Raw genomic sequence first — 19,739 nt, 5'->3', positions numbered from 1 at the left:
TAGGGCTGTCCATATCGCGCGGGAGCGCGGCGTCGTCGATGCCCACGCCTAGTATCTCCGTTCCCGGGCACGATCCGAACAGGAGGGGCGGACAGAGCTGTGGAAATCGCGGCAGGCGGGCTGCTGGAGATTCGTATTACCCCGGCTGACGTGGGTAAACGAGTCTCTGTACGACGGGTGGAAGGCGACTCGAGCGCCTCGCCCGCGTTCACCGATACGGTAGGGGTTCTCACATCGTGGGAACAGGGTGTGCTGACGATCACACGAAAGAGCGGCGAGACCGTCCGCATCGCGGAATCGTCGCTGGTGGCGGGCAAGGTGGTGCCCGCCACGCCGGCCCGCAGGCGGGGCCCCGCGGCCTCGTTCGAGGAGCTGGCGCGGGTCGGGGCGCGGTCCTGGCAGCCGCTGGAGAGCGAGCCGCTGGGCGGCTGGACGCTGCGCGCGGCCGCCGGATTCACCCGGCGGGCCAATTCGGTGCTGCCGCTCGGCGACCCGGGGATACCGCTGGACGAAGCACTCGCGCGGGTGACGGCCTGGTACGCGGAACGAGGACTTCCGGCGTATGTGCAGGCCGCGACGGGGGCCGCCGGCACGCAGGAGATGCTGTGCGCCGACCTCGAGCGGCGGGGCTGGGTCCGCGAGGTGTCGGCCGAGGTCCGCGTCGCGGCCCTGGCGCCGCTCGCGGACACGGCCGCGGACACCGCGCAGGTCCTGCTGTCCCGCACCCCCGACGAGGAGTGGCTCGGACGGTACGGGCGGGTGGCCGACCCGGAGGTGGCCCGCCGGGTGCTGACCGCCGGGCCGTCGGTCTGGTTCGCGACGCTGCCCGGGCGGGCGATCGGCCGGCTCGTGGCCGACGGCCGGTGGGCCGCTTTCGCGGCCGTCGAGGTCGACCCGGCGCACCGGCGCACGGGCCTGGCGACGGCGGTGATGGCGGCGCTGGCGGCGCGGGCCCTCGAGGAGGGCGCCTCGGCGGCCTGGCTCCAGGTGGAGACGGACAACGCGGCGGCCCGGGCTCTGTACGACGGGATGGGCTTCGCGCCGCACCACACCTACCACCACTACCGGGCCGCGCGATGAGCGCACGGAACCGGGAGCTGTTCGCCGAGGAGGCCCGCTCGGAGCGGCCCGACCTGGCGGTGCTGTGCCTGCTGGTGGCGGCCGAGGCGGACCCGGAGCTCGACGAACGGGCCATGGACTGGGCGCAGATCGAGCTGGACCGGCTGGCGGGCATGCTGCCGTACGGGCTGCACGGCGCCCGGGCCTGGGCCTCGGCGGTGACCGAGCTCCTGGGCGGGCGGCTGGGCTTCCACGGCACGCCCGCGGACTACGGGAAGCTGTCCTCCTCGCTGCTGCACGAGGTGCTGCGGCGCCGCCGGGGCCTGCCGATCCTGCTGTCCGTGGTCTGGATGGAGGTCGCGCGGCGGGCGGGCGCCCATGTGTACGGGCTCGGGCTGCCCGGGCACTTCGTGGTGGGCTTCGGGGATCCGGAGGAGGGCGTCGTGGTGGACCCCTTCGCCGGCGGCGCGTCGCCGGGCACGGGTCCGGCGGAGCTCGCGGACGGCCCGCGCACCCCGGCCGGGACGCTGGAGATCGTCCTGCGGATCCTGAACAACATCCGGGCCTGGGCCTCGGCGCGGCCCGAGCAGTCGGCGGTCGCGCTGTGGTCGCTGGACCTGTCGCTGCTGCTGCCCTCGCACCCGGCGTCGCTGCGCTACGAGCGGGCCCGGCTGCTCGTGGAGCGCGGGGAGTTCCGGACGGGCGCGGCGGAGCTGGAGGCGTACGCCGAGGTGGTCGCGGCGGTGGACGCCGAGGCCGCGGCGCGGATCCGGTCTGAGGCCCTCTCGGCCCGCGCCCTGCTCAACTGACGGCCCGCGCGGTCCGGGCCGGCGCGGAGGCCGGCCACGCGCGCGGCCCCCGTCCCGGGTCGGAACGGGGGCGGGCCGCGGGCCGGCCGGGGAGCCCGGCCGGCCGGCCGTCAGCTGGGGTTGGTGTCGATCGTCGCGGTGCGCTCGGCGGCGGTCTTGCCGCGCAGGGCCTTGCCGAGGGCGCCGGCCACGTCCTGCGGGGTGACCGGGGTCTTGTCGCCGGTGCCGCGGGTGATCAGGACGCCGTCGAAGGTGTTGCCGTACGTGGTCTTGAGCGCTTCGAGGTCGTACTTCTCGACCAGGCGCCCCTCCACCACCTGCATGCTGAGGATCTTGGGCAGGGACTTGGGGCCGAAGGCGAGGGACTTGGGGCCCGCCTTGACGGTGGCGATGCCGGACATGGCCGGTTCGGCGAACTCCTTCATGGCCCGGTCCAGTTCGGCCTGGCCGACGGCCGGCTCCTTGTTGGTGGTGGGGAGTTCGACGGGGGCCGTCTTGCCGGTGGCGACCATCTCGCGGAAGGCCTTGGTGACGAGGTCGGCGGAGGCGCCCGCGTCGAGGGTGGTGCCGGCCTTGCCGGGGACGGCGACGGCCTTGCCCGTGTCGAACTTGATGGTGCCCTCGGTGACGGTGCCGGCGGTTCCGGCCAGCTCCTGGAGCGCGACCTGGAGCTTCTCCTCGTCGACGGGCAGCACGGGGTCGGCGACGCGCTGGTTGCCGAGGAGCGAGCCGATGACCGTGACGGGGTTGTAGTCGCTGCCGGCGGCGTTGCGGACGGTGGTCTGGGTGTCGAGGGACAGGCCGGCCTTCTCCGGCTTGAGCTCGACCTGCTTGCCGCCGACGGTGAGCTGGAGCGGGGCGGCGGCGCGGTTGCCGAAGGCCGTCTGGAGCTTGGCGACGGCCTCGTCGCGGCTGCCGCTGATGTCGACGCCGAGGACGGTGGTGCCCTTGGGGACGTCGGAGTGGTTCAGGAGCAGCCCGGCGCCGTAGGCGACGCCGAGCAGCGCGACGAAGCCGCCGCCGAGCAGGACCAGCTTGGAGCGGGCCTTGGTCACCTTGGTCGGCTTGGGGGCGGGCTTCGGCGCGGCCGGGCGCGCCGGGGCGGGCCGGGGGCTGCGCGGGGCGGAGGCGCCGGGCGCGCCCGGGCCCGGCGGGGGCACCGGCGCGGCCATCGGGTCGTCCATGCCCGGGCCGGGCCAGCGCGGGGCCTCGTCGGCGCGCGGGCCGCTCAGCGGAGTGCTGCCCAGGGCGGGGCCGCCGGTGGGGCCGGCCGGGCCTGCGGGGCCGCCGCGGCCCGCGGGGGCGTCGAAGGCGGGGAACGGCTCGGTGGCGGGTCCGCCGTCTCCGGGGAAGGCCGGGAAGCCCTGGGTGGCGTCGGCCACGGGACCGCCGGGCGCGCCGGGGCCGTCGAAGCCCGGACGGTCGAAGCCCGGGCGGTCGAAGCCGGGGCCCGCGGGGCCGGCCGGGGCGGGTGCCGGCCGGGCCGCGAAGTCCTGCGGCGGGGCGCTGGTGCGCGGGCCGGGGACGGCGGGCGCGCCCGGGGCGAAGCCGGCCGCCGGGGCGCCGACGCGCACGTCGGCGCCGGGCCGGGCCGGCGGGGCGGGCGTGCGGATCGGGAGCGGGGCCGGGGCGGGCCCGGGCGCGGCCGGGGTGCGGGTCGGCAGCGGCGCGGCCGGGGCGGGAGCGGCCGCCTTCGACTTGCGGGGGGCGAACCAGTTGCTCGCCGCGTCCTCCGGCTCGGCGGATGCCGCGGGCCCGTCCGGCGCGGCGGACGCGGCCGGGGCGGCGGGCAGCGCGCGGGGCGACGCGGGCGCCGACGCGCGCGCGGGCGCGGCCTCCGGCTCGGCCTGTGCGTCCCGGTCCTTGTCCGCCTCGGCGGCGACCGGCTTGCGTACGACCACCGGCGGGATCGGCCGCGAACCCGGGATGTTGATCCGGATCCGGGTGGTCAGGGTGGTCTCGGTCTTCGGCCCGTCGGTGTCGGGCGTGGACGGGTTCGAGGTCACAGAGTTCTCCTCCGAGGCAGTCGCAGTCGCCGCTGTGTCCGCGGACGGGTGCTGGCCGGTTCCGTACGGCTGGGTACCCGAGGGGTATGCGGCTCCTCCGCGCCCCTGGGGTCCGGAGGGCGGACTGTCGGTTTCACGACTCAAGGCAGGTTTCTCCCGGTTGGCTCCGCCGCCCGTCATACCGTGCGCGGGCAGCTCGGCGGCCCGACCACCATACTGGCCGCGGCCCGGACGCAACTGACCTAGGGGAATCCAAGGTTCCCCTTCGCCTCCTCCAAGCCCCCGGCGCGCACCGGGTGCAGCGGGCCCCAACCCCCGGCGGCGGGCACCCCGCCCGAGTTCAACGGCCTGTCACTTGGCGGGCGGGGCGGCCGAAACGGGCCGGTCGAACGGGTTTCTCAGGGTGGCGCACATCACAGCCGCGACGGTTCCACCCAAAAGGTAGACGTACATGCCGATTCCGGACGAACTCAGCAGGAAGTCGCCCTCGGGACGCGGAGTACCGAGGGCGACGTACGCCAGGAACCAGCCGGCCGCGGCCGCACCCACCCCGATGCCCGTCCCGGTCGCGATCCGGCCGCCGAGGAACAGCCCGAAGAGCGCGAGCAGCGCCAGCGCCACCCCGGCGGGGAACCAGAGGTCGACGACCGCCCAGCCGGCCAGGCCGGTCAGCAAGCCGACCGCCAGCAGGCCGAGGAGGACGGCGATCCGCCCCGCGGTCCATTCCCGGGTCATGCCCCGACCCCCGCGAACAGGTCCCGCTCGCGCTCCCCGGCGGGGGCGCCGGGGCGGCCCCGGACCAGCTCGTAGTACTCGCGGGCGAACAGGGGCTGCGCCAGGTCGTTGGAGAGGGCGAAGAAGGGCCCGTCCACGGCGATCTGGGTGGCGTGCGCCCGCATGGCGGCCGCCTTGGCCGCCACGACCGACTCGTCGGCGGCGATCTCCGCGGTGATGAGCCCGTCGTCGACGACGCCGGGCACGTCGTCCGGCGAAGCCAGCCCCGGGAAGGGGGTCTTGACGCCGGCCGCGCGCAGCCGGGCGAAGCCCTCCTCGACCACCGAGCGCGGCACCCGGTTCCAGTAGACCTTCCCGATCTGGTGCGGGTCGCCGAGGTCGCGCCGGTACGCGGGCTCGGCGGCCAGCTCCGCGGCGCGCATGGCGACCCGGTGGGCCTGGATGTGGTCGGGGTGCCCGTAGCCGCCGTTCGGGTCGTAGGTCACGAGGACCTGCGGGCGCAGCTCGCGGATGACCTCGACGAGGTACGCGGCGGCCTCGTCGACGTCGGCCGACCAGAAGGAGCCGGGGCGGCGGTTCTGCTCGACGCCCATCATCCCGGAGTCGCGGAAGCGGCCGGGGCCGCCGAGGAACCGGTGGTCGGTGACCCCGAGTTCCGCCATGGCCGCGGCCAGCTCGCCGATGCGGTGGGTGCCGAGGGTGTCGTCGCGGTCGGCCGCCAGGTGGGCGAGCCCGGGCGGGATGACCTCACCCTCCTCGCCGAGGGTGCAGGTCACCAGCGCGACGTGGGCGCCCTCGGCCGCGTACCTGGCCATGGTGACGCCGTTGTTGATCGACTCGTCGTCCGGGTGTGCGTGCACGAAGAGCAGACGACGGGCGGGAAGACCGTTCATGGGGCAAGACTAACGAGCAACGGCCTACAACTTGAGGCCACTGATCATGCTCGCCACATTCGTGGTCAGCTGGGTGAGCGTCGGCGCGATGGTCGAGCTCGCGAGATAGAAACCGAGGAGCACACAGACAGCGGCGTGTCCCGCCTTCAGGCCCGACCGGCGGACCAGCAGGAAGACGACGATCGCCAGCAGCACCACGGCCGAGATCGAGAGTGCCACGGCGTTTCACCTCCACGACGAGCGGACATCGGTACGCGTACTCGTACTCAGTGCTCGGCGGAGTCATACCCACCGTGCGCTACGGATCATAACTATCCGTACCAGCGCATCGATCGAATTCCGGCAGCACGAGGGGCGCACGCCGCGCATGCACAGGGTCACGGGGGTGGCCGGCCGGGGGGACACGGATGCCTCCCCGGCCGGTTGTCGGCACCCGCACGGCCGCACACAACCCAGGCTGCCGGGTCCATATCTCCGGACAGAAACGGTCAAGTTGCCTGCATGTAAACCCGGTTGGTCCGACAGCGGGCCGCGGGCGGCACCCTCGGAGCACGGGCGGCCGCCACGCGATGGAATCACCGCGCTGGCCGGAAATAACCGGTGGCGCGGGACTCCGCCGGTCGTGTCGCGCCGAATGCGTCAGAACGGGACGGGTTCGACGGATCGGATTCCGGCCCTCCGGACGGCGGCGCGATTCGCTCGCTCGTGCGCCCCGAACTGCGCCCCTGCGCCGGTCGATGCGCTCCGCCATTCGATCTTGGCCCTGTTCTACTGCCGTGCATGACCGAACAACTGCGCTGCACGGTCGTCCGGACCGGCAGCTACGAGGGAGTCCAGGGCGGCCGCTTCGGGGCGGGCATCAGCGCCCAGTCGGCCGGGGCCAAGGGGCTGTGCCTGCACCGGCTGGTGATGCCCGCGGGCAGCCGCGGCCGGCCGCACCTGCACGCCGGCCACGAGTCCGCCATCTTCGTCCAGTCGGGCCAGGTCGAGGTCTGGCACGGCGAGGACCTGGCCGAGCACGTCCTGCTCCGGGCCGGCGACTACATCCACATCCCGCCGGACACCCCGCACCTGCCGGTGAACACCGGCCACGAGGACATGGTCTGCGTGGTGGCCCGCACCGACCCGGACGAGCAGGAGGGCGTACGGCTGCTGGACCTGCCCGGCTGGCTGGAGTCCCGGGTCGGCGCGCTCCCGGTCGGCGCCGGCTGAGCCGCCGAGCCGCTACTCCGCCTCCGGCCGGGTCGGGGCGCCCGGCGGGGCGGGCGGCGGCGGCAGGTCGCCGGGCTGCGGCACCACCTGCTTCTCGGCCGCGAAGTGGCAGGCCGAGGGGTGGGCTGCGGGCCCCGAGGGGAAGACCGCCGGGACCGCCAGCAGCGGGACCTCGTCGGTGCAGCGGCGCTGGGCCTTCCAGCAGCGGGTGCGGAACGGGCAGCCCGACGGCGGGTTGGCGGGCGAGGGGACGTCCCCGGTGAGGATGATCCGCTCCCGGTGGGCCCGCGCCTCGGGGTCCGGGACCGGGACGGCCGACAGCAGCGCCTGGGTGTACGGGTGGGTGGGGTGGTCGTAGATCTGGGTGTCGGTGCCGATCTCCACCACCCGGCCCAGGTACATCACCCCGACCCGGTCGGAGATGTGCCGGACGATCGACAGGTCGTGCGCGATGAACACGTAACTCAGGTCGAACTCGCTCTGCAGCCGCTCCATCAGGTTGATCACCTGCGCCTGCACCGACACGTCGAGCGCCGAGACCGGCTCGTCCGCCACGATGACCTCCGGCCGCAGGGCGAGCCCGCGGGCGATGCCGATGCGCTGGCGCTGGCCGCCGGAGAACTGGTGCGGGTAGCGGTTGATGTACTCGGGGTTCAGGCCGACGACGTCCAGGAGCTCCCGGACCCGCCGGCGCCGGTCGCCCTTCGGGGCGGCCTCCGGGTGGATCTCGTACGGCTCGCCGATGATGTCGCCGACCGTCATGCGCGGGTTCAGCGAGGTGTACGGGTCCTGGAACACCATCTGGATGTTGCGGCGCACGGCCTTCAGGGCCCGGCCGGACAGTTTCGTGATGTCCTCGCCCTTGTACGTGATGGCGCCCGCGGTGGGGCGTTCCAGGTTGACCAGCATCCTGGCCACGGTGGACTTGCCGCACCCCGACTCCCCGACGATGCCCAGGGTCTCGCCGCGGCCGAGTTCGAAGGAGACGCCGTCGACCGCCTTGACCGCGCCGACCTGCTTCCTGAACAGGATCCCCTGGGTCAGCGGGTAGTGCTTGACCAGGCCGCGGACCCGGAGGACGGGCTCAGCCACCGAGGCACTCCTTCCAGAAGTGGCAGGCGCTCGCGCGCGGCGCGGGCGAGCCGGTGACCGGGTACAGCGGGGGCTCGTCGCTGCGGCACACCGGCTGTGCCATCGGGCAGCGGGGGTGGAAGGCGCAGCCGCGCGGGATGGCGAGCAGGCTGGGCGGCAGGCCCTTGATCGCGTACAGCTCCTGGCCCTTCTGGTCCAGGCGCGGGATCGAGTCGAGCAGGCCGCGCGTGTACGGGTGGGCGGGGCGCTTGTAGATGTCGTGGACGGGAGCCGTCTCGACGATCCGGCCCGCGTACATCACGGCGATCCTGTCCGCGACGTCGGCGACCACGCCCAGGTCGTGGGTGATCAGGATGAGCCCCATGTCCAGCTCCCGCCGGAGCTCGGCGAGCAGGTCCATCACCTGGGCCTGGACGGTGACGTCGAGGGCCGTCGTCGGCTCGTCGGCGATGATCAGGGAGGGCTCCAGGGCCAGCGCCATCGCGATCATGATGCGCTGGCGCATGCCGCCGGAGAACTGGTGCGGGTAGTCCCCCACCCGCTGCCTCGCCGCGGGGATCTTCACCCGGTCCATCAGCTCGACGGCCCTGGCCCGCGCGTCCTTGCGCGACATCCCGCGGTGGATCTCGTACATCTCGCCGAGCTGCGCGCCCACGCTGAGCACCGGGTTCAGCGCGGACAGCGCATCCTGGAAGATCATCGCCATCTCGGCGCCGCGGATCCTGCGCCGCTCGTCCTCCTTCATCCTCAGCAGGTCCTTGCCCTTGAAGAGGATCTCGCCGCCCGCGATCCGGCCCGGCGGCACGTCGAGGATGCCCATCACGGCCTGGGCGGTCACCGACTTGCCGGAGCCGGACTCGCCGAGCACGGCGAGCGTCTCGCCGGCGTCCACCGAGTAGTTCACGCCGTTGACGGCCTTGGCGACCCCGTCGCGGGTGCGGAACTCCACCTGGAGGTCCCGGACTTCGAGCAGCATGGGCCGGCTCCTCAGCGCAGCTTGGGGTCGAGGGCGTCGCGCACCGCGTCGCCGAGCATGATGAACGCGAGCACGGTCAGGCTCAGCGCACCGGCCGGCCAGAGCAGCATGTGCGGGGCGTTGCGGATCTGGGGGGCCGCGTTGGAGATGTCGATGCCCCAGGAGACCGTGGGCGGGCGCAGGCCCACGCCGAGGAAGGACAGGGTGGCCTCCAGGGCGATGTACGTGCCGAGCGCGATCGTGGCGACGACGATGACGGGGGCGACGGCATTGGGCCCCACGTGCCGCAGCAGCAGCCGGGAGTGGCCGGCGCCCAGCGCCCGGGCGGCCTGGACGTAGTCGTTCTGCTTGGCGGTGATGACGGATCCGCGGGCGATGCGGGCCACCTGCGGCCAGCCCAGCAGCACGATGAAGCCGACCACCGGCCAGACGGTGTCGCCGGTGACGACGGACAGGAAGACGAGGCCGCCCAGGACGACCGGGATGCCGAAGAAGATGTCGGCGACGCGGGAGAGGAGCGCGTCGCTCCAGCCGCCGAAGAACCCGGCGAGCCCGCCGAGCAGCGAGCCGAGCAGCGCCGCCCCGAGGGTGGCGCACACGCCGACGGTGATCGAGGCGCGCGCCCCGTACACGGTGCGGGTGTACACGTCGCAGCCCTGGGTGTCGTAGCCGAAGGGGTGGCCGGGCTCGGAGCCGGCTTGCGATTTGGACAGGTCGCACTGGAGCGGGTCGCCGCTCGCGATGAGCTGCGGCCAGATGGCGATGAGGACGAGGAAGAGGATCAGGAGGGAGGAGATGACGAAGACGGGGTTGCGGCCCAGCTGGTGCCAGGCGTCGGACCACAGGGAGCGGGCCTTCTCGGCCGGCCCCTTCCGGCCCGGCTCGGGATCCAGGGGCTTCTCCAGGCTTTCCGCCTCGTCGAGTGCCAGGTCCATCTGTCCGCCCTGTCCTGTGGGTGCGATGGCCTCGTTGTCGCCGGGCTCCAGCGGGTCGTACGCCGGCTCAGGCATAGCGGATCCTCGGGTCCAGGACCGCGTAGAGCAGGTCGACGAGCAGGTTCGCCAGCAGGAAGACGATGACGAGGATGGTCACGAACCCGACCACGGTCGGGGAGTTGTTGCGCAGGATGCCCTGGTAGAGCTGGTAGCCGACGCCGTGGATGTTGAAGATCCGCTCGGTGACGATGGCGCCGCCCATGAGGGCGCCGATGTCGGTGCCGATGAAGGTGACGACGGGGATCAGCGAGTTGCGCAGCAGGTGGCGGGTGGTGACCCGGCGGCGCGGCAGGCCCTTGGCGACGGCGGTGCGGACGTAGTCGGCCCGGGCGTTCTCGGCGATGGAGGTGCGCGAGAGGCGGGTGACGTACGCGAGGGAGACCAGGGCGAGGACGATGCCGGGCAGGATCAGCTCGTTCAGGGGGGCGCTCGGGGAGACGGTGGGCCGGACCCAGCCCCACTGGACGCCGAAGAGGTACTGGAGCACGTAGCCGGTGACGAACGTCGGAATGGAGATCACGATCAGGGTGAGGACCAGCACCCCGGAGTCGACGGCCCGGCCGCGGCGCAGGCCGCTGATCACGCCGAGGGTGATGCCGACGATGATCTCGATGACGATCGCCACGCAGGTCAGGCGCAGGGTGACGGGGAAGGCCGAGGCCATCAGCTCGGTGACGGGCTGGCCGTTGAAGGCCGTGCCGAAGTCCCCCTGGAAAATCTGGCCCATGTAGTGCAGGTACTGCTCCCACAGGGGGCGGTCGAGGTAGAGGTCCTTGCGGATGCGCGCGGCGGTGGCGGGGTCGGGGGCCTTGTCGCCGAAGAGGGCGGCGACGGGGTCCCCGAGTGCGTACACCATGAAGAAGATCAGGAACGTGCTGCCGATGAACACCGGGATCATCTGGAGCAGCCGCCGGATCACATAACGTCCCACTGGAGCGCTCCGGGGTGTCGGCGGGCCTTGCGGCTGCGGGTCAGCTGACCTTGATCTGGTCGTAGACGGGCACGCTGAACTGGTTGAGCGCCACGTCGGAGAGGCGTTCGGCGTATCCGGCGCTGCCGTTCTGGTACCAGAGCGGGATGGCCGGCATCTGGGCGGCGAGGATCCGCTCGGCGTCCTGGAACTTCGCGATGGCCTGGGCGGGGTCGCTCTCCTGGTTGGCCTCGTCGACGAGCTTGTCGAACTGCGGGTCGCTGAACTTGCCGTAGTTGGAGGAGGCGTCGGTGTAGTAGAGCGGCTGCAGGAAGTTCTGGATCAGCGGGTAGTCGGCCTGCCAGCCGGAGCGGAAGGGCCCGGTCAGCTTGTAGGAGCTCTGCTGGTTGCGGAAGTCGGCGAAGGTGCCGACCGGGTTGACCGTGCAGACGGGGCCCTGGCCGAGGGCGTTGTTGATGCTGTTGCAGACGGCGTCCATCCAGGCGCGGTGGGATCCGGTGTCCACGTTGGAGGTGAGGGTCATCCTGCCGCCGGGCAGTCCGCCGCCTTCCTGGATGAGCTGCTTGGCGGCCGCCGGGTCGTACGTGCAGGCGTCACCGCACAGCGTCGGGTTGAAGCCGCCCTTCTCGCCGAGGGCCGGGGAGGTCCAGTCCTTGGCGGGGGTGCGGGTGTCGCGGAAGATCTGCTTGGTGATCTCGTCGCGGTTGATCGCCATGGAGATGCCGCGGCGGACCTTCTCCGTGCCCTCCTTGCCCCACCGGGGGTCGTAGAAGGGGAAGGTGAGGGTCTGGATGATGAGGGCCGGCTGGTTGATGTACCGGTCGCCGAGGTCGTTCTTGACGTTCTTCAGCTGCGACGCGGGCACGTCGTCGACCAGGTCGAGGTTTCCGGAGATCAGGTCCGTGTAGGCGGTGTTGTTGTCGGTGTAGACCTTGAGGTCCACGCCGCCGTTGACCGCCTTGTCCGCGCCCGGGTAGCCGTCCCACCTGCGCAGCTTCATCCCGGTGCCCTTGGTGTACGAGTCCACGGTGTACGGGCCGTTGCCGATCGGCTTGTCCAGCCAGGCGGTGTGGTCGGTGAAGAAGGCCTTGGGCAGCGGGGAGAAGGCCTGGTAGCCGAGGGTCTCGGGCCAGGTGGAGAACTTCTTGTCGAGGGCGACGGTGAAGGTCCGGGCATCCTTGACGACCAGCCCGGACATCGTCTTCGCCGTGGGCTCGCCGGATGCCGGGTGGACCTCGTCGTAGCCGACGATGTCGCCGAAGAACGGGGCGTTGTTCTGCTTCTTGGTGACGTCCGCGGCGTAGTTCCAGGCGTCCACGAAGGACTGGGCGGTGACCGGCTCGCCGTTGCTGAACGTCCAGCCGTCCTTCACGGTGATGGTGAAGTTCTGGTTGTCGGTGGTCTCGATGCTCTCGGCGAGCATGTTGGTGGCCGCGCCGGTCTTGGGGTCGTAGCGCTTGAGCCCGCGGAAGATCATGTCGAGGACCTTGCCGCCCTGCACCTCATTGGTGTTGGCCGGCTCCAGGGGGTTCTGCGGGTCGCCCCAGGAGGAGCTGACGATCCCGGACTCGCCGCCTCCGCCGCTGTCTCCCCCGCCTCCGCAGGCCGACGCCGCCAGGGCGACGGCCACCGCCCCTGCGGCCCACTTGGCGTGGGTGGCTGCGCGCATCGAGTGCCTCCTTACGGCTACCGGGACTCACTTGGGAGCCAATGTCACCCCTCGCGGGGCCCGGTGCACTGCCGGTTGGACCGATTGCACCCCTGCGCCGGGCGCCTGTCACCCATGTGAGTGCAAGGGCAGCTCCCAGGTGTCAACGGCGTAGTGGAGCTTCATCCCGTGGGCCTCGTACAACCCGAGTGCGCCGGTCTCGTTCCTGATGTCCACACCCAGGCCGACGAGGTCCCGGCCGCGGGCCGCGTAGGCGGCGAAGCCGTGGCGCAGCAGGAACCCGCCGATGCCCCGGCCGCGTACGTCGGACCGTACGCCCAGGTGGCTGACCCAGCCCATGCTGGTGCGGTCGTCGCGGGTGAGCAGCACTCCCACGTCGCCGTGGCCGGGCAGGCTCGCGATCCACACCAGGGACCAGTCGAGCGCGCGGGCGTCGATGTGGTCCAGCCAGGCCTCGTACGGGCGGTCGACGTGCCCGAAGTGGGCGGCGAAGGTGTCCTCCACCAGGGCGTGGGCGCGGCGCCGGTCGGCCTCGTCTGCCCCGCAGTGGCGCAGGGCGATCCCCTCGGGAGGGGCGGGCGGCAGGTCGGCGGCCGCGGAGACGGGGCGGGTCATCACCTGGTAGCGGCGCACGGTGCGGTAGCCGCGCCCGGACAGCAGGGAGAGGTCGAGGGTGGGCTCGATGTTGAGCTGGAGCCGCAGCCGGCCCTCCGGCGCCCCGTCGGCCATCTCGCGGGCCCGGGCCTCCAGCCGCTCCAGCAGGGCGAGGGCGGCCCCGTCGTGGCCGGGCAGCACGTAGTGGTCGCAGTCGACCCGGCCCGGCCCGGAGTCCGCCCACACCAGGGCGTACGCCACGAGCCGGCCGTCCTGGAAGGCGAGCCAGGAGTCGGTGGCGAGGTCGACGCCGGGGTGGGACAGGTCGGCCTCGACGGCGGCGAGGTCGGTCTCGGGCCGGCCAATCTCGATCAGGTCGACGGCGTTGAGGAGGGCGCAGATGTCGGACGCGTCGCCCGGGCCGGCCGGGCGGACGGTCATCACGTCGGTCATCCGGACACTGTCCGACGGCGCCGGGTACGGCCGCAACCGGCTTTTCCCGCGATCGGATCGGGGGTGTCCGGCACCTCCCCGGACCTCCCCGCCTCCCCGCCTCCTCCCCGCCTCCCCGCCTCCGCGCCCGGAAGGGTCCCGGAACGCGCCGGGGCGCCCGCCGCCGGAGGGATCCGGCACCGGGCGCCCTGGAGGACGTACGCGGGAGGGTCAGACGGCCAGGACGGCGCGCTCCTCCGCGAAGTGGCACGCCGACTCGTGCGCCGCGAGGGTGTTCTGGCCCTGGTAGCGCTCCGGGACCGCCAGCACCGGCTGCTCGGTGGCGCAGATGTCCTGCGCCTTCCAGCAGCGGGTGCGGAAGCGGCAGCCCGACGGCGGGTTGGCGGGCGAGGGGACGTCACCGGTGAGGATGATCCGCTCGCGGGCCTCGCGCGCCTCCGGGTCCGGGACCGGGACGGCCGACAGCAGCGCCTGGGTGTAGGGGTGCGTCGGGTGGTCGTAGATTTCGGCGTCGGTGCCGATCTCGGCCATCTTGCCGAGGTACATCACGCCCACGCGGTCGGAGATGTGCCGGACGATCGACAGGTCGTGCGCGATGAAGACGTAGGACAGGTCGAACTCGTCCTGCAGCTTCTCCATCAGGTTGACGACCTGCGCCTGCACCGACACGTCGAGCGCGGAGACCGGCTCGTCGCAGATGATGATCTCCGGGTTGAGCGCGAGGCCGCGGGCGATGCCGATGCGCTGGCGCTGGCCGCCGGAGAACTGGTGCGGGTAGCGGTTGATGTACTCGGGGTTCAGGCCGACCACGTCCAGGAGCTCCTGGACCTTGCGGCGCCGGTCGCCCTTCGGGGCCGCCTCGGGGTGGATCTCGAAGGGCTCGCCGATGATGTCGCCGACCGTCATGCGCGGGTTCAGCGAGGTGTACGGGTCCTGGAACACCATCTGGATGTTGCGGCGGACGGCCTTGAGGGCCTTGCCGGACAGCTTGGTGATGTCCTGGCCCTTGTAGAACACCTCGCCGGAGGTGGCCCGCTCCAGGCTCATCAGGAGCTTGGCGACGGTGGACTTGCCGCAGCCGGACTCGCCGACGATGCCGAGGGTCTCGCCCCGGTACAGGTCGAAGGAGACGCCGTCGACGGCCTTGACCGCGCCGACCTGCTTCTTGAACAGGATGCCCTGGGTCAGCGGGAAGTGCTTGACCAGGTTGCGCACCTGGAGGATCGGCTCGCGCTCGCCCTTGGTGAGGTCAGCCATGGATCTGCTCCTTCCAGAAGTGGCACGCGCTGCCGCGGCCGGGCAGCTCGGTGCCGTCCTGCTCGGTCACCTGGTGCAGGACGGGCACGTCGGTGCGGCAGATGTCCTGCGCCTTGGGGCAGCGCGGGTTGAAGGCGCAGCCCGAGGGGATGTTCAGCAGGTTGGGCGGCAGGCCCTTGATCGCGTAGAGCTCCTGGCCCTTCTGGTCCAGGCGCGGGATCGAGTCGAGCAGGCCGCGGGTGTACGGGTGCGCGGGGCGGCTGTAGATCTCGTGGACCGGGGCGGTCTCGACGATCCGGCCGCCGTACATGACGGCGATCTTGTCGGCGACGTCGGCGACGACGCCGAGGTCGTGGGTGATCAGGATCAGACCCATGTTCATCTCGCGCTGGAGTTCCGCGAGCAGGTCCATGACCTGGGCCTGGACCGTCACGTCGAGAGCCGTGGTGGGCTCGTCGGCGATGATCAGTTCCGGCTCCAGGGCCATCGCCATGGCGATCATGATGCGCTGGCGCATACCGCCGGAGAACTGGTGCGGGTAGTCGCCCACGCGCGCCTTGGCGGCGGGGATCTTCACCCGGTCCATCAGCTCGACGGCCTTGGCCAGGGAGTCCTTCTTGGACATCCCGCGGTGGACGCGGAACATCTCGCCGAGCTGGGCGCCGACGGTGTGCACCGGGTTCAGCGAGGAGAGCGCGTCCTGGAAGATCATGGCGATCTTCGAGCCGCGGATCTTGCGGTACTCGTCCGCCGGGAGCTTCAGCAGGTCCGTGCCCTGGAAGAGGATCTCACCGGAGGGGATCTTGCCGGGCGGCATGTCGAGGATGCCCATGATGGCCTGCGCCGTCACGGACTTGCCCGAGCCGGACTCGCCGAGGACGGCGAGGGTCTCGCCGGCGTCCACCGAGTACGAGACACCGTTGACGGCCTTGGCCACGCCGTCGCGGGTGTGGAACTCGACGTGCAGGTCGCGCACTTCGAGCAGCGGGGTGCCCTCCGGCGCCGATCGGGGCGCGGGGACGTTCGAGGTCTTGTCGATGATGGTCAACGTACGCCCTTCCTCAGCGCAGCTTCGGGTCGAGGGCGTCGCGCACCGCGTCGCCGACCATGATGAACGCGAGCACCGTGATGCTCAGCGCGCCGGCCGGGAACAGGAGCACGTGCGGAGCCTGGAGCCAGCGGACGGAGGCGTCGCTGACCATGAGGCCCCAGGAAATCTCCGGGGGCTGGACGCCGATGCCGAGGTAGGACAGGGCCGCCTCGGCGGAGATGTACACGCCCAGGCTGATCGCACCGACCACGATGACCGGGGCGATGGCGTTCGGCAGGATGTGCCGCAGCGTGATGCGCAGGGTGCCGGCGCCGAGGGCGCGGGCGGCGACCACGTAGTCGTTGTTCTTGTTCTGCAGCACCGAGGACCGCATGATGCGGAAGATCTGCGGCCAGCCGAGGATCGCGAGCACCAGCGAGACCGACCAGGCGTTGCCCGGCAGCGCGGACATGATCAGCATGCCGCCGAGCAGCAGCGGGATCGCGAAGAAGATCTCGGTGAAGCGGGACAGGAAGCTGTCGAGGATGCCGCCGGTCCAGCCGGCCAGCAGGCCGAGCGCACCGCCGACGATGACCACCAGCGAGGTGGTGACGATGCCGACGATGACCGAGTTGCGGGCGGCCCACACCGTGCGGGTGTAGACGTCGCAGCCCTGGATGTCGAAGCCGAACCAGTGGTCCGCGCTCGGGGTCTTGAGCGAGTCCTGCAGCTTGCACGCGTCGGACGCGAACGGGCTGCCGTCCGTGAACCACTGCGGGAACGCGGAGATGACGAGCATGCAGACGACGAGGAACGCGCCGATCAGGAAGACCGGGTTGCGGCGCAGGTCGGCCAGCGCGTCCGACCAGAGGCTCGCCTCGCGGTCCTTCTTCTTCTTTCCGCCGTCCTTCTTGACCGCGGCGCCGGCGGAGGGGGCGCCGGCGATCTGGGTGTCGGTCGTCATCGAGTCCTCCACCGTAGTTGTGTCACGCATAGCGGATCCTCGGGTCGAGCACGGCGTACAGCAGGTCCACGAGCAGGTTGCCGACCAGGTAGACGAGGACCAGGATGGTCACACCGCCGACCACGACCGCGCCCTGCTTGAGGTAGACGGACTGGGCGAGTAGACCGCCGACCCCGTGGATGTTGAAGATGCGCTCCGTGATGACCGCACCGCCCATGAGGGAGCCGAGGTCGGCGCCGAGGAAGGTGACGATCGGGATCATGGCGTTGCGCAGCGCGTGGTTCATGACGACGCGGCGGCGCGGCAGGCCCTTCGCGGTGGCGGTGCGGACGTAGTCCGCGCGCATCGTCTCCATCAGGCTGGTGCGCGTCAGGCGCGCGACGTACGCCAGCGAGGTGGAGGCGAGGACGAAGGCCGGCAGCAGGTAGGCGCGGAAGCCGTCCGACTCGTTGAACGAGACGGGGAAGAAGTCGATGCCCCAGTTGTTCTTCAGCTGCACGCCGAGCGTCAGCTGCAGCACGAAGCCGGTGACGAAGACGGGGATCGAGATGACCATCAGCGTGGAGATGAGCACGAGCTGGTCGAGGAACTTGCCGCGGCGCAGGGCGGCGAGGACACCGGCGAGGACACCGACGACGGCCTCGATGACGAAGGCGACGAGGGCGAGGTTCACGGTGTACGGGAACGCCTCGGCGAACAGGTCGGCGACCTTGCGGCCGGTGAGGGTCTCACCGAGGTCGCCCTGGAAGACGCCGCTGATGTAGTTCCAGTACTGGAGCAGGAACGGGTCGTCGAGGTGGTACTTCTCGCGCAGCATCGCCGTGACGATGGGGTCGGCCTTCTTCTCGCCGGCGAGCAGCTGGATCGGGTCAGCGCCCGGCATGGCGAACGTCAGCGCGTAGATCAGGAACGTGGCACCGAGCAGGACAGGGATCGCCTGTATGAGTCGGCGGATGAGGTAGCGGCCCATCAGACCTCCAACAAGAACAGGGGGAAAGGGCGGGCAGACGGAAACCTGATTCCGTCTGCCCGCCCCCTGGAATTCCCCTAAGTGAAGAGGGGTGTTAGTTGAGCTCGACGTTGGCCAGGTCCATGCGGCCCTGGGCGTCGACCTGAACGTTCTTCACGGACTTGGAGTAGGCCGAAGAAGACATGTACGTGAACACCGGGATGTACGGCAGGTCCTTGATGATGATGTCGTCGGCCTGCTGGTACAGCTTCAGACCCTCGGCCGGGTCCGTCGCCTTGTCGGCCTTGTCCATCAGGGCCTCGAACTCGTCGTTCTTGTAGTGGCCGTAGTTGGAGCCGTTCTCGATCGCGACCTTCGAGAAGATCGGACGGAGGTAGTTCTCGGCGGCGGGGTAGTCCATCGACCACGCCATGCGGAACGCGCCCTTGTACTTGGCGGCGCCCAGGTCGTCCAGCATGTCGCCGAACTTGGCGTACGGCTTGGCGGTGACCTCGAGGCCGAGGTTCGCCTTCAGCTGGTTGGCGACGGCCTCGATCCACTCCTTGTGGCCGCCGTCGGCGTTGTAGCCGAGCTCCAGCTTGTTGCCGGGGATGCCGCCGGCCTGGGTGTAGAGCTCCTTGGCCTTCTGCGGGTTGTAGGTGCCCGCCTCGCCGAGGGCGCCCTTGCGGTAGCCGGGGATGATCGGGCTGATGAAGTCGTCGGCCGGCTTGCGGGTGCCGTTGAAGATGGTCTTCGTGATGGCGTCCCGGTCGATGGCCATCGAGATCGCCTTGCGGATCTCGAGCTTGCCGAAGGCCTCCGGGTTGGTCTCCAGCGGCATGCCGAGGTAGCCGACGCCCGACTCCGGCTTGTAGATGTAGCGGTCGCCGAACTCCTGGGAGACGGTGGCCATCGCGGAGATCGGGAGCTTGTCGACGATCTGGATGGTGTCGGCGCGCAGGTCGTTGTACGCCGTGTCCAGGTTGTCGTAGATCTTGAAGGTGACGCCTTCGAGCTTCGCGCGGCCCTCGGCCGGGAACTTGTCGTACCTCTTGATCTTGATCTGCTTGTTGTGCTCCCAGGCGCCGTCCATCTGGAACGGACCGTTGCCGATCGGGGCCTCGCCGAACTTCTTCGGGTCGGCCTCGAACGCCTTGGGCAGCGGGTAGAAGGCGTTGTAGCCCAGCATGGTCTTGAACTGGGAGAACGGGTCCTTCAGCGTGACGGTGAAGGTCTTCTCGTCGACGACCTTCAGGCCCTTGAGCTCGGTGGCGGTGGGCTTCTTGTCCTTGCCCGGCGCCAGCTCCTCGGAGCCCTCGATCTTCGCGAAGAACGGCATGCCCTCGGCGGCGTTGTCCTGGTTGGCGCCCCAGTTCCAGGCGCGGACGAACGACTGCGCGTCGACCTTCTCGCCGTTGTGGAAGGTGTAGCCGTCCTTGATCTTGATCGTCCAGGTCTTCGAGTCGGTGGTCTCGATGGACTCGGCGACCGCGAGCTTCGGCTCGTTGGTCTTGTTGTCGTAGTCGACGAGGCCGACGAACAGGGCGTTGAGAACCTCGGCGCCCTCGGACTCGGCGGTGTTCTGACCGATCAGGCCGTGCTGCGGCTCGCCGAGCACCACGGTGATGTTGCCGCCGGACTTGCCGGCGTTCGAGTCCTTGCTGGTGCTGCATGCCGTAGCGGCCATCGCCACGACGACGGCTCCGGCGACCCACTTGGCGCTCGTTGCTCCGCGCATGGGTTATTGCCTCCTCAGGAGTCACGGTGGATACGTGAAGGACCCGGCTCCGCTGACACCCCTGACAGCGAAATCCGGCCCCATTCGTGTGCTCGTGAGTCGACGCTCCCCACAGCGTGTGACCCATTGACCCGAGCTCAATGGAGCCATCCTCAGGGACACCCCCGGGCGTAAACCACACCTGCGTGGTCTCGTTTTCACAACATCGATCCGCGGCAGAAACCCGAAATCCGGACAAAAGGATCAGAGACAGACACGTGCGAAACGGACGGTTAGCTCAACTTCCGGAGTGTCACGGTCGGTATGCGGACACAAGAACGCAACAATCCCCTTGACAGACGTGAAAAAACGAACAGCCCCTCCCCGCACGGAGATCC

General features: G+C 70.9%; 18 protein-coding genes. 3 read left to right on the top strand and 15 right to left on the bottom strand.

What is annotated here, in order from left to right; all coding sequences use genetic code 11:
- Positions 1-99 precede the first annotated feature (99 nt).
- Together AC068A_RS04875 and AC068A_RS04870 are read left to right on the top strand one after the other, a co-directional pair.
- Positions 100-1,080: a GNAT family N-acetyltransferase gene (locus AC068A_RS04875; RefSeq protein WP_478580769.1), complete on the top strand. Its 981-nt coding sequence runs from the start codon at positions 100-102 to the stop codon at positions 1,078-1,080.
- Positions 1,077-1,868: a transglutaminase family protein gene (locus AC068A_RS04870; protein WP_478580766.1), complete on the top strand. Its 792-nt coding sequence runs from the start codon at positions 1,077-1,079 to the stop codon at positions 1,866-1,868. Before AC068A_RS04875 ends, AC068A_RS04870 begins: the two co-directional genes overlap by 4 nt.
- Positions 1,869-1,978: 110 nt before the next feature.
- On the opposite strand, the gene AC068A_RS04865 is transcribed toward AC068A_RS04870, so the two are convergent.
- From AC068A_RS04865 to AC068A_RS04850, 4 genes are all read right to left on the bottom strand, one after another.
- On the bottom strand, positions 1,979-4,018 hold the full coding sequence (locus AC068A_RS04865; RefSeq protein WP_478580763.1) for a peptidoglycan binding domain-containing protein: 2,040 nt from the start codon (positions 4,016-4,018) through the stop codon (positions 1,979-1,981).
- A 207-nt stretch (positions 4,019-4,225) separates the two neighbouring features.
- On the bottom strand, positions 4,226-4,609 hold the full coding sequence (locus AC068A_RS04860; RefSeq protein ID WP_478580760.1) for a DUF6113 family protein: 384 nt from the start codon (positions 4,607-4,609) through the stop codon (positions 4,226-4,228).
- On the bottom strand, positions 4,606-5,502 hold the full coding sequence (gene mshB / locus AC068A_RS04855; RefSeq protein WP_478580757.1) for an N-acetyl-1-D-myo-inositol-2-amino-2-deoxy-alpha-D-glucopyranoside deacetylase: 897 nt from the start codon (positions 5,500-5,502) through the stop codon (positions 4,606-4,608). The genes AC068A_RS04860 and mshB overlap by 4 nt, the downstream gene beginning before the upstream one ends.
- Positions 5,503-5,526: 24 nt before the next feature.
- Complete coding sequence (locus AC068A_RS04850) at positions 5,527-5,721, bottom strand: hypothetical protein (RefSeq protein WP_360635407.1); 195 nt, start codon at positions 5,719-5,721, stop codon at positions 5,527-5,529.
- Positions 5,722-6,282: 561 nt separating this feature from the next.
- On the opposite strand from AC068A_RS04850, the gene AC068A_RS04845 reads away from it, so the two are divergent.
- Positions 6,283-6,714, top strand: coding sequence for a cupin domain-containing protein (locus tag AC068A_RS04845; protein ID WP_478580752.1), 432 nt, complete (start codon positions 6,283-6,285; stop codon positions 6,712-6,714).
- 12 nt (positions 6,715-6,726) lie between these two features.
- On the opposite strand, the gene AC068A_RS04840 is transcribed toward AC068A_RS04845, so the two are convergent.
- The 11 genes from AC068A_RS04840 to AC068A_RS04790 form a co-directional block, all read right to left on the bottom strand.
- On the bottom strand, positions 6,727-7,806 hold the full coding sequence (locus AC068A_RS04840; RefSeq protein WP_478580749.1) for an ABC transporter ATP-binding protein: 1,080 nt from the start codon (positions 7,804-7,806) through the stop codon (positions 6,727-6,729).
- On the bottom strand, positions 7,799-8,782 hold the full coding sequence (locus AC068A_RS04835) for an ABC transporter ATP-binding protein (protein ID WP_478580746.1): 984 nt from the start codon (positions 8,780-8,782) through the stop codon (positions 7,799-7,801). The genes AC068A_RS04840 and AC068A_RS04835 overlap by 8 nt, the downstream gene beginning before the upstream one ends.
- Before the next feature lie 11 nt (positions 8,783-8,793).
- The gene (locus tag AC068A_RS04830; protein WP_478580743.1) at positions 8,794-9,792 is read right to left on the bottom strand and encodes an ABC transporter permease; all 999 of its coding nucleotides are present in this window, start codon (positions 9,790-9,792) and stop codon (positions 8,794-8,796) included.
- Positions 9,785-10,708 carry an ABC transporter permease gene (locus AC068A_RS04825; RefSeq protein ID WP_478580740.1) on the bottom strand — a complete coding sequence of 308 codons (924 nt, stop codon included), beginning with the start codon at positions 10,706-10,708 and terminating at the stop codon, positions 9,785-9,787. Before AC068A_RS04825 ends, AC068A_RS04830 begins: the two co-directional genes overlap by 8 nt.
- A gap of 40 nt (positions 10,709-10,748) precedes the next feature.
- Positions 10,749-12,377, bottom strand: coding sequence for a peptide ABC transporter substrate-binding protein (locus AC068A_RS04820; protein ID WP_478580737.1), 1,629 nt, complete (start codon positions 12,375-12,377; stop codon positions 10,749-10,751).
- 108 nt (positions 12,378-12,485) lie between these two features.
- Complete coding sequence (locus AC068A_RS04815) at positions 12,486-13,424, bottom strand: GNAT family N-acetyltransferase (RefSeq protein WP_478580735.1); 939 nt, start codon at positions 13,422-13,424, stop codon at positions 12,486-12,488.
- A gap of 210 nt (positions 13,425-13,634) precedes the next feature.
- On the bottom strand, positions 13,635-14,681 hold the full coding sequence (locus AC068A_RS04810; protein WP_478580733.1) for an ABC transporter ATP-binding protein: 1,047 nt from the start codon (positions 14,679-14,681) through the stop codon (positions 13,635-13,637).
- The gene (locus tag AC068A_RS04805; RefSeq protein ID WP_478580730.1) at positions 14,674-15,729 is read right to left on the bottom strand and encodes an ABC transporter ATP-binding protein; all 1,056 of its coding nucleotides are present in this window, start codon (positions 15,727-15,729) and stop codon (positions 14,674-14,676) included. Before AC068A_RS04805 ends, AC068A_RS04810 begins: the two co-directional genes overlap by 8 nt.
- Before the next feature lie 13 nt (positions 15,730-15,742).
- Complete coding sequence (locus AC068A_RS04800; protein ID WP_478580727.1) at positions 15,743-16,705, bottom strand: ABC transporter permease; 963 nt, start codon at positions 16,703-16,705, stop codon at positions 15,743-15,745.
- Positions 16,698-17,645 (bottom strand): ABC transporter permease, encoded by a 948-nt coding sequence (locus AC068A_RS04795; protein ID WP_478580724.1) that lies wholly within the window; start codon positions 17,643-17,645, stop codon positions 16,698-16,700. Before AC068A_RS04795 ends, AC068A_RS04800 begins: the two co-directional genes overlap by 8 nt.
- 94 nt (positions 17,646-17,739) lie before the next feature.
- A complete protein-coding gene (locus tag AC068A_RS04790) occupies positions 17,740-19,362 on the bottom strand; it encodes a peptide ABC transporter substrate-binding protein (protein WP_478580722.1) in 1,623 nt (540 codons plus the stop codon).
- Positions 19,363-19,739: the final 377 nt, after the last annotated feature.

Source organism: Streptomyces sp. NPDC043854 (assembly GCF_056436005.1).
This window is presented reverse-complemented; position numbering and strand designations above follow the sequence as displayed.

What these genes read in the sequence shown, in the direction of transcription:
- AC068A_RS04870 (WP_478580766.1), top strand. Translation starts at nt 1,077, where the DNA reads ATGAGCGCACGGAACCGGGAGCTGTTCGCCGAGGAGGCCCGCTCGGAG.
- AC068A_RS04860 (WP_478580760.1), bottom strand. Translation starts at nt 4,609, where the DNA reads ATGACCCGGGAATGGACCGCGGGGCGGATCGCCGTCCTCCTCGGCCTG.
- mshB (WP_478580757.1), bottom strand. Translation starts at nt 5,502, where the DNA reads ATGAACGGTCTTCCCGCCCGTCGTCTGCTCTTCGTGCACGCACACCCG.
- AC068A_RS04845 (WP_478580752.1), top strand. Translation starts at nt 6,283, where the DNA reads ATGACCGAACAACTGCGCTGCACGGTCGTCCGGACCGGCAGCTACGAG.
- AC068A_RS04835 (WP_478580746.1), bottom strand. Translation starts at nt 8,782, where the DNA reads ATGCTGCTCGAAGTCCGGGACCTCCAGGTGGAGTTCCGCACCCGCGAC.
- AC068A_RS04830 (WP_478580743.1), bottom strand. Translation starts at nt 9,792, where the DNA reads ATGCCTGAGCCGGCGTACGACCCGCTGGAGCCCGGCGACAACGAGGCC.
- AC068A_RS04820 (WP_478580737.1), bottom strand. Translation starts at nt 12,377, where the DNA reads ATGCGCGCAGCCACCCACGCCAAGTGGGCCGCAGGGGCGGTGGCCGTC.
- AC068A_RS04815 (WP_478580735.1), bottom strand. Translation starts at nt 13,424, where the DNA reads ATGACCGACGTGATGACCGTCCGCCCGGCCGGCCCGGGCGACGCGTCC.
- AC068A_RS04810 (WP_478580733.1), bottom strand. Translation starts at nt 14,681, where the DNA reads ATGGCTGACCTCACCAAGGGCGAGCGCGAGCCGATCCTCCAGGTGCGC.
- AC068A_RS04800 (WP_478580727.1), bottom strand. Translation starts at nt 16,705, where the DNA reads ATGCGTGACACAACTACGGTGGAGGACTCGATGACGACCGACACCCAG.
- AC068A_RS04795 (WP_478580724.1), bottom strand. Translation starts at nt 17,645, where the DNA reads ATGGGCCGCTACCTCATCCGCCGACTCATACAGGCGATCCCTGTCCTG.
- AC068A_RS04790 (WP_478580722.1), bottom strand. Translation starts at nt 19,362, where the DNA reads ATGCGCGGAGCAACGAGCGCCAAGTGGGTCGCCGGAGCCGTCGTCGTG.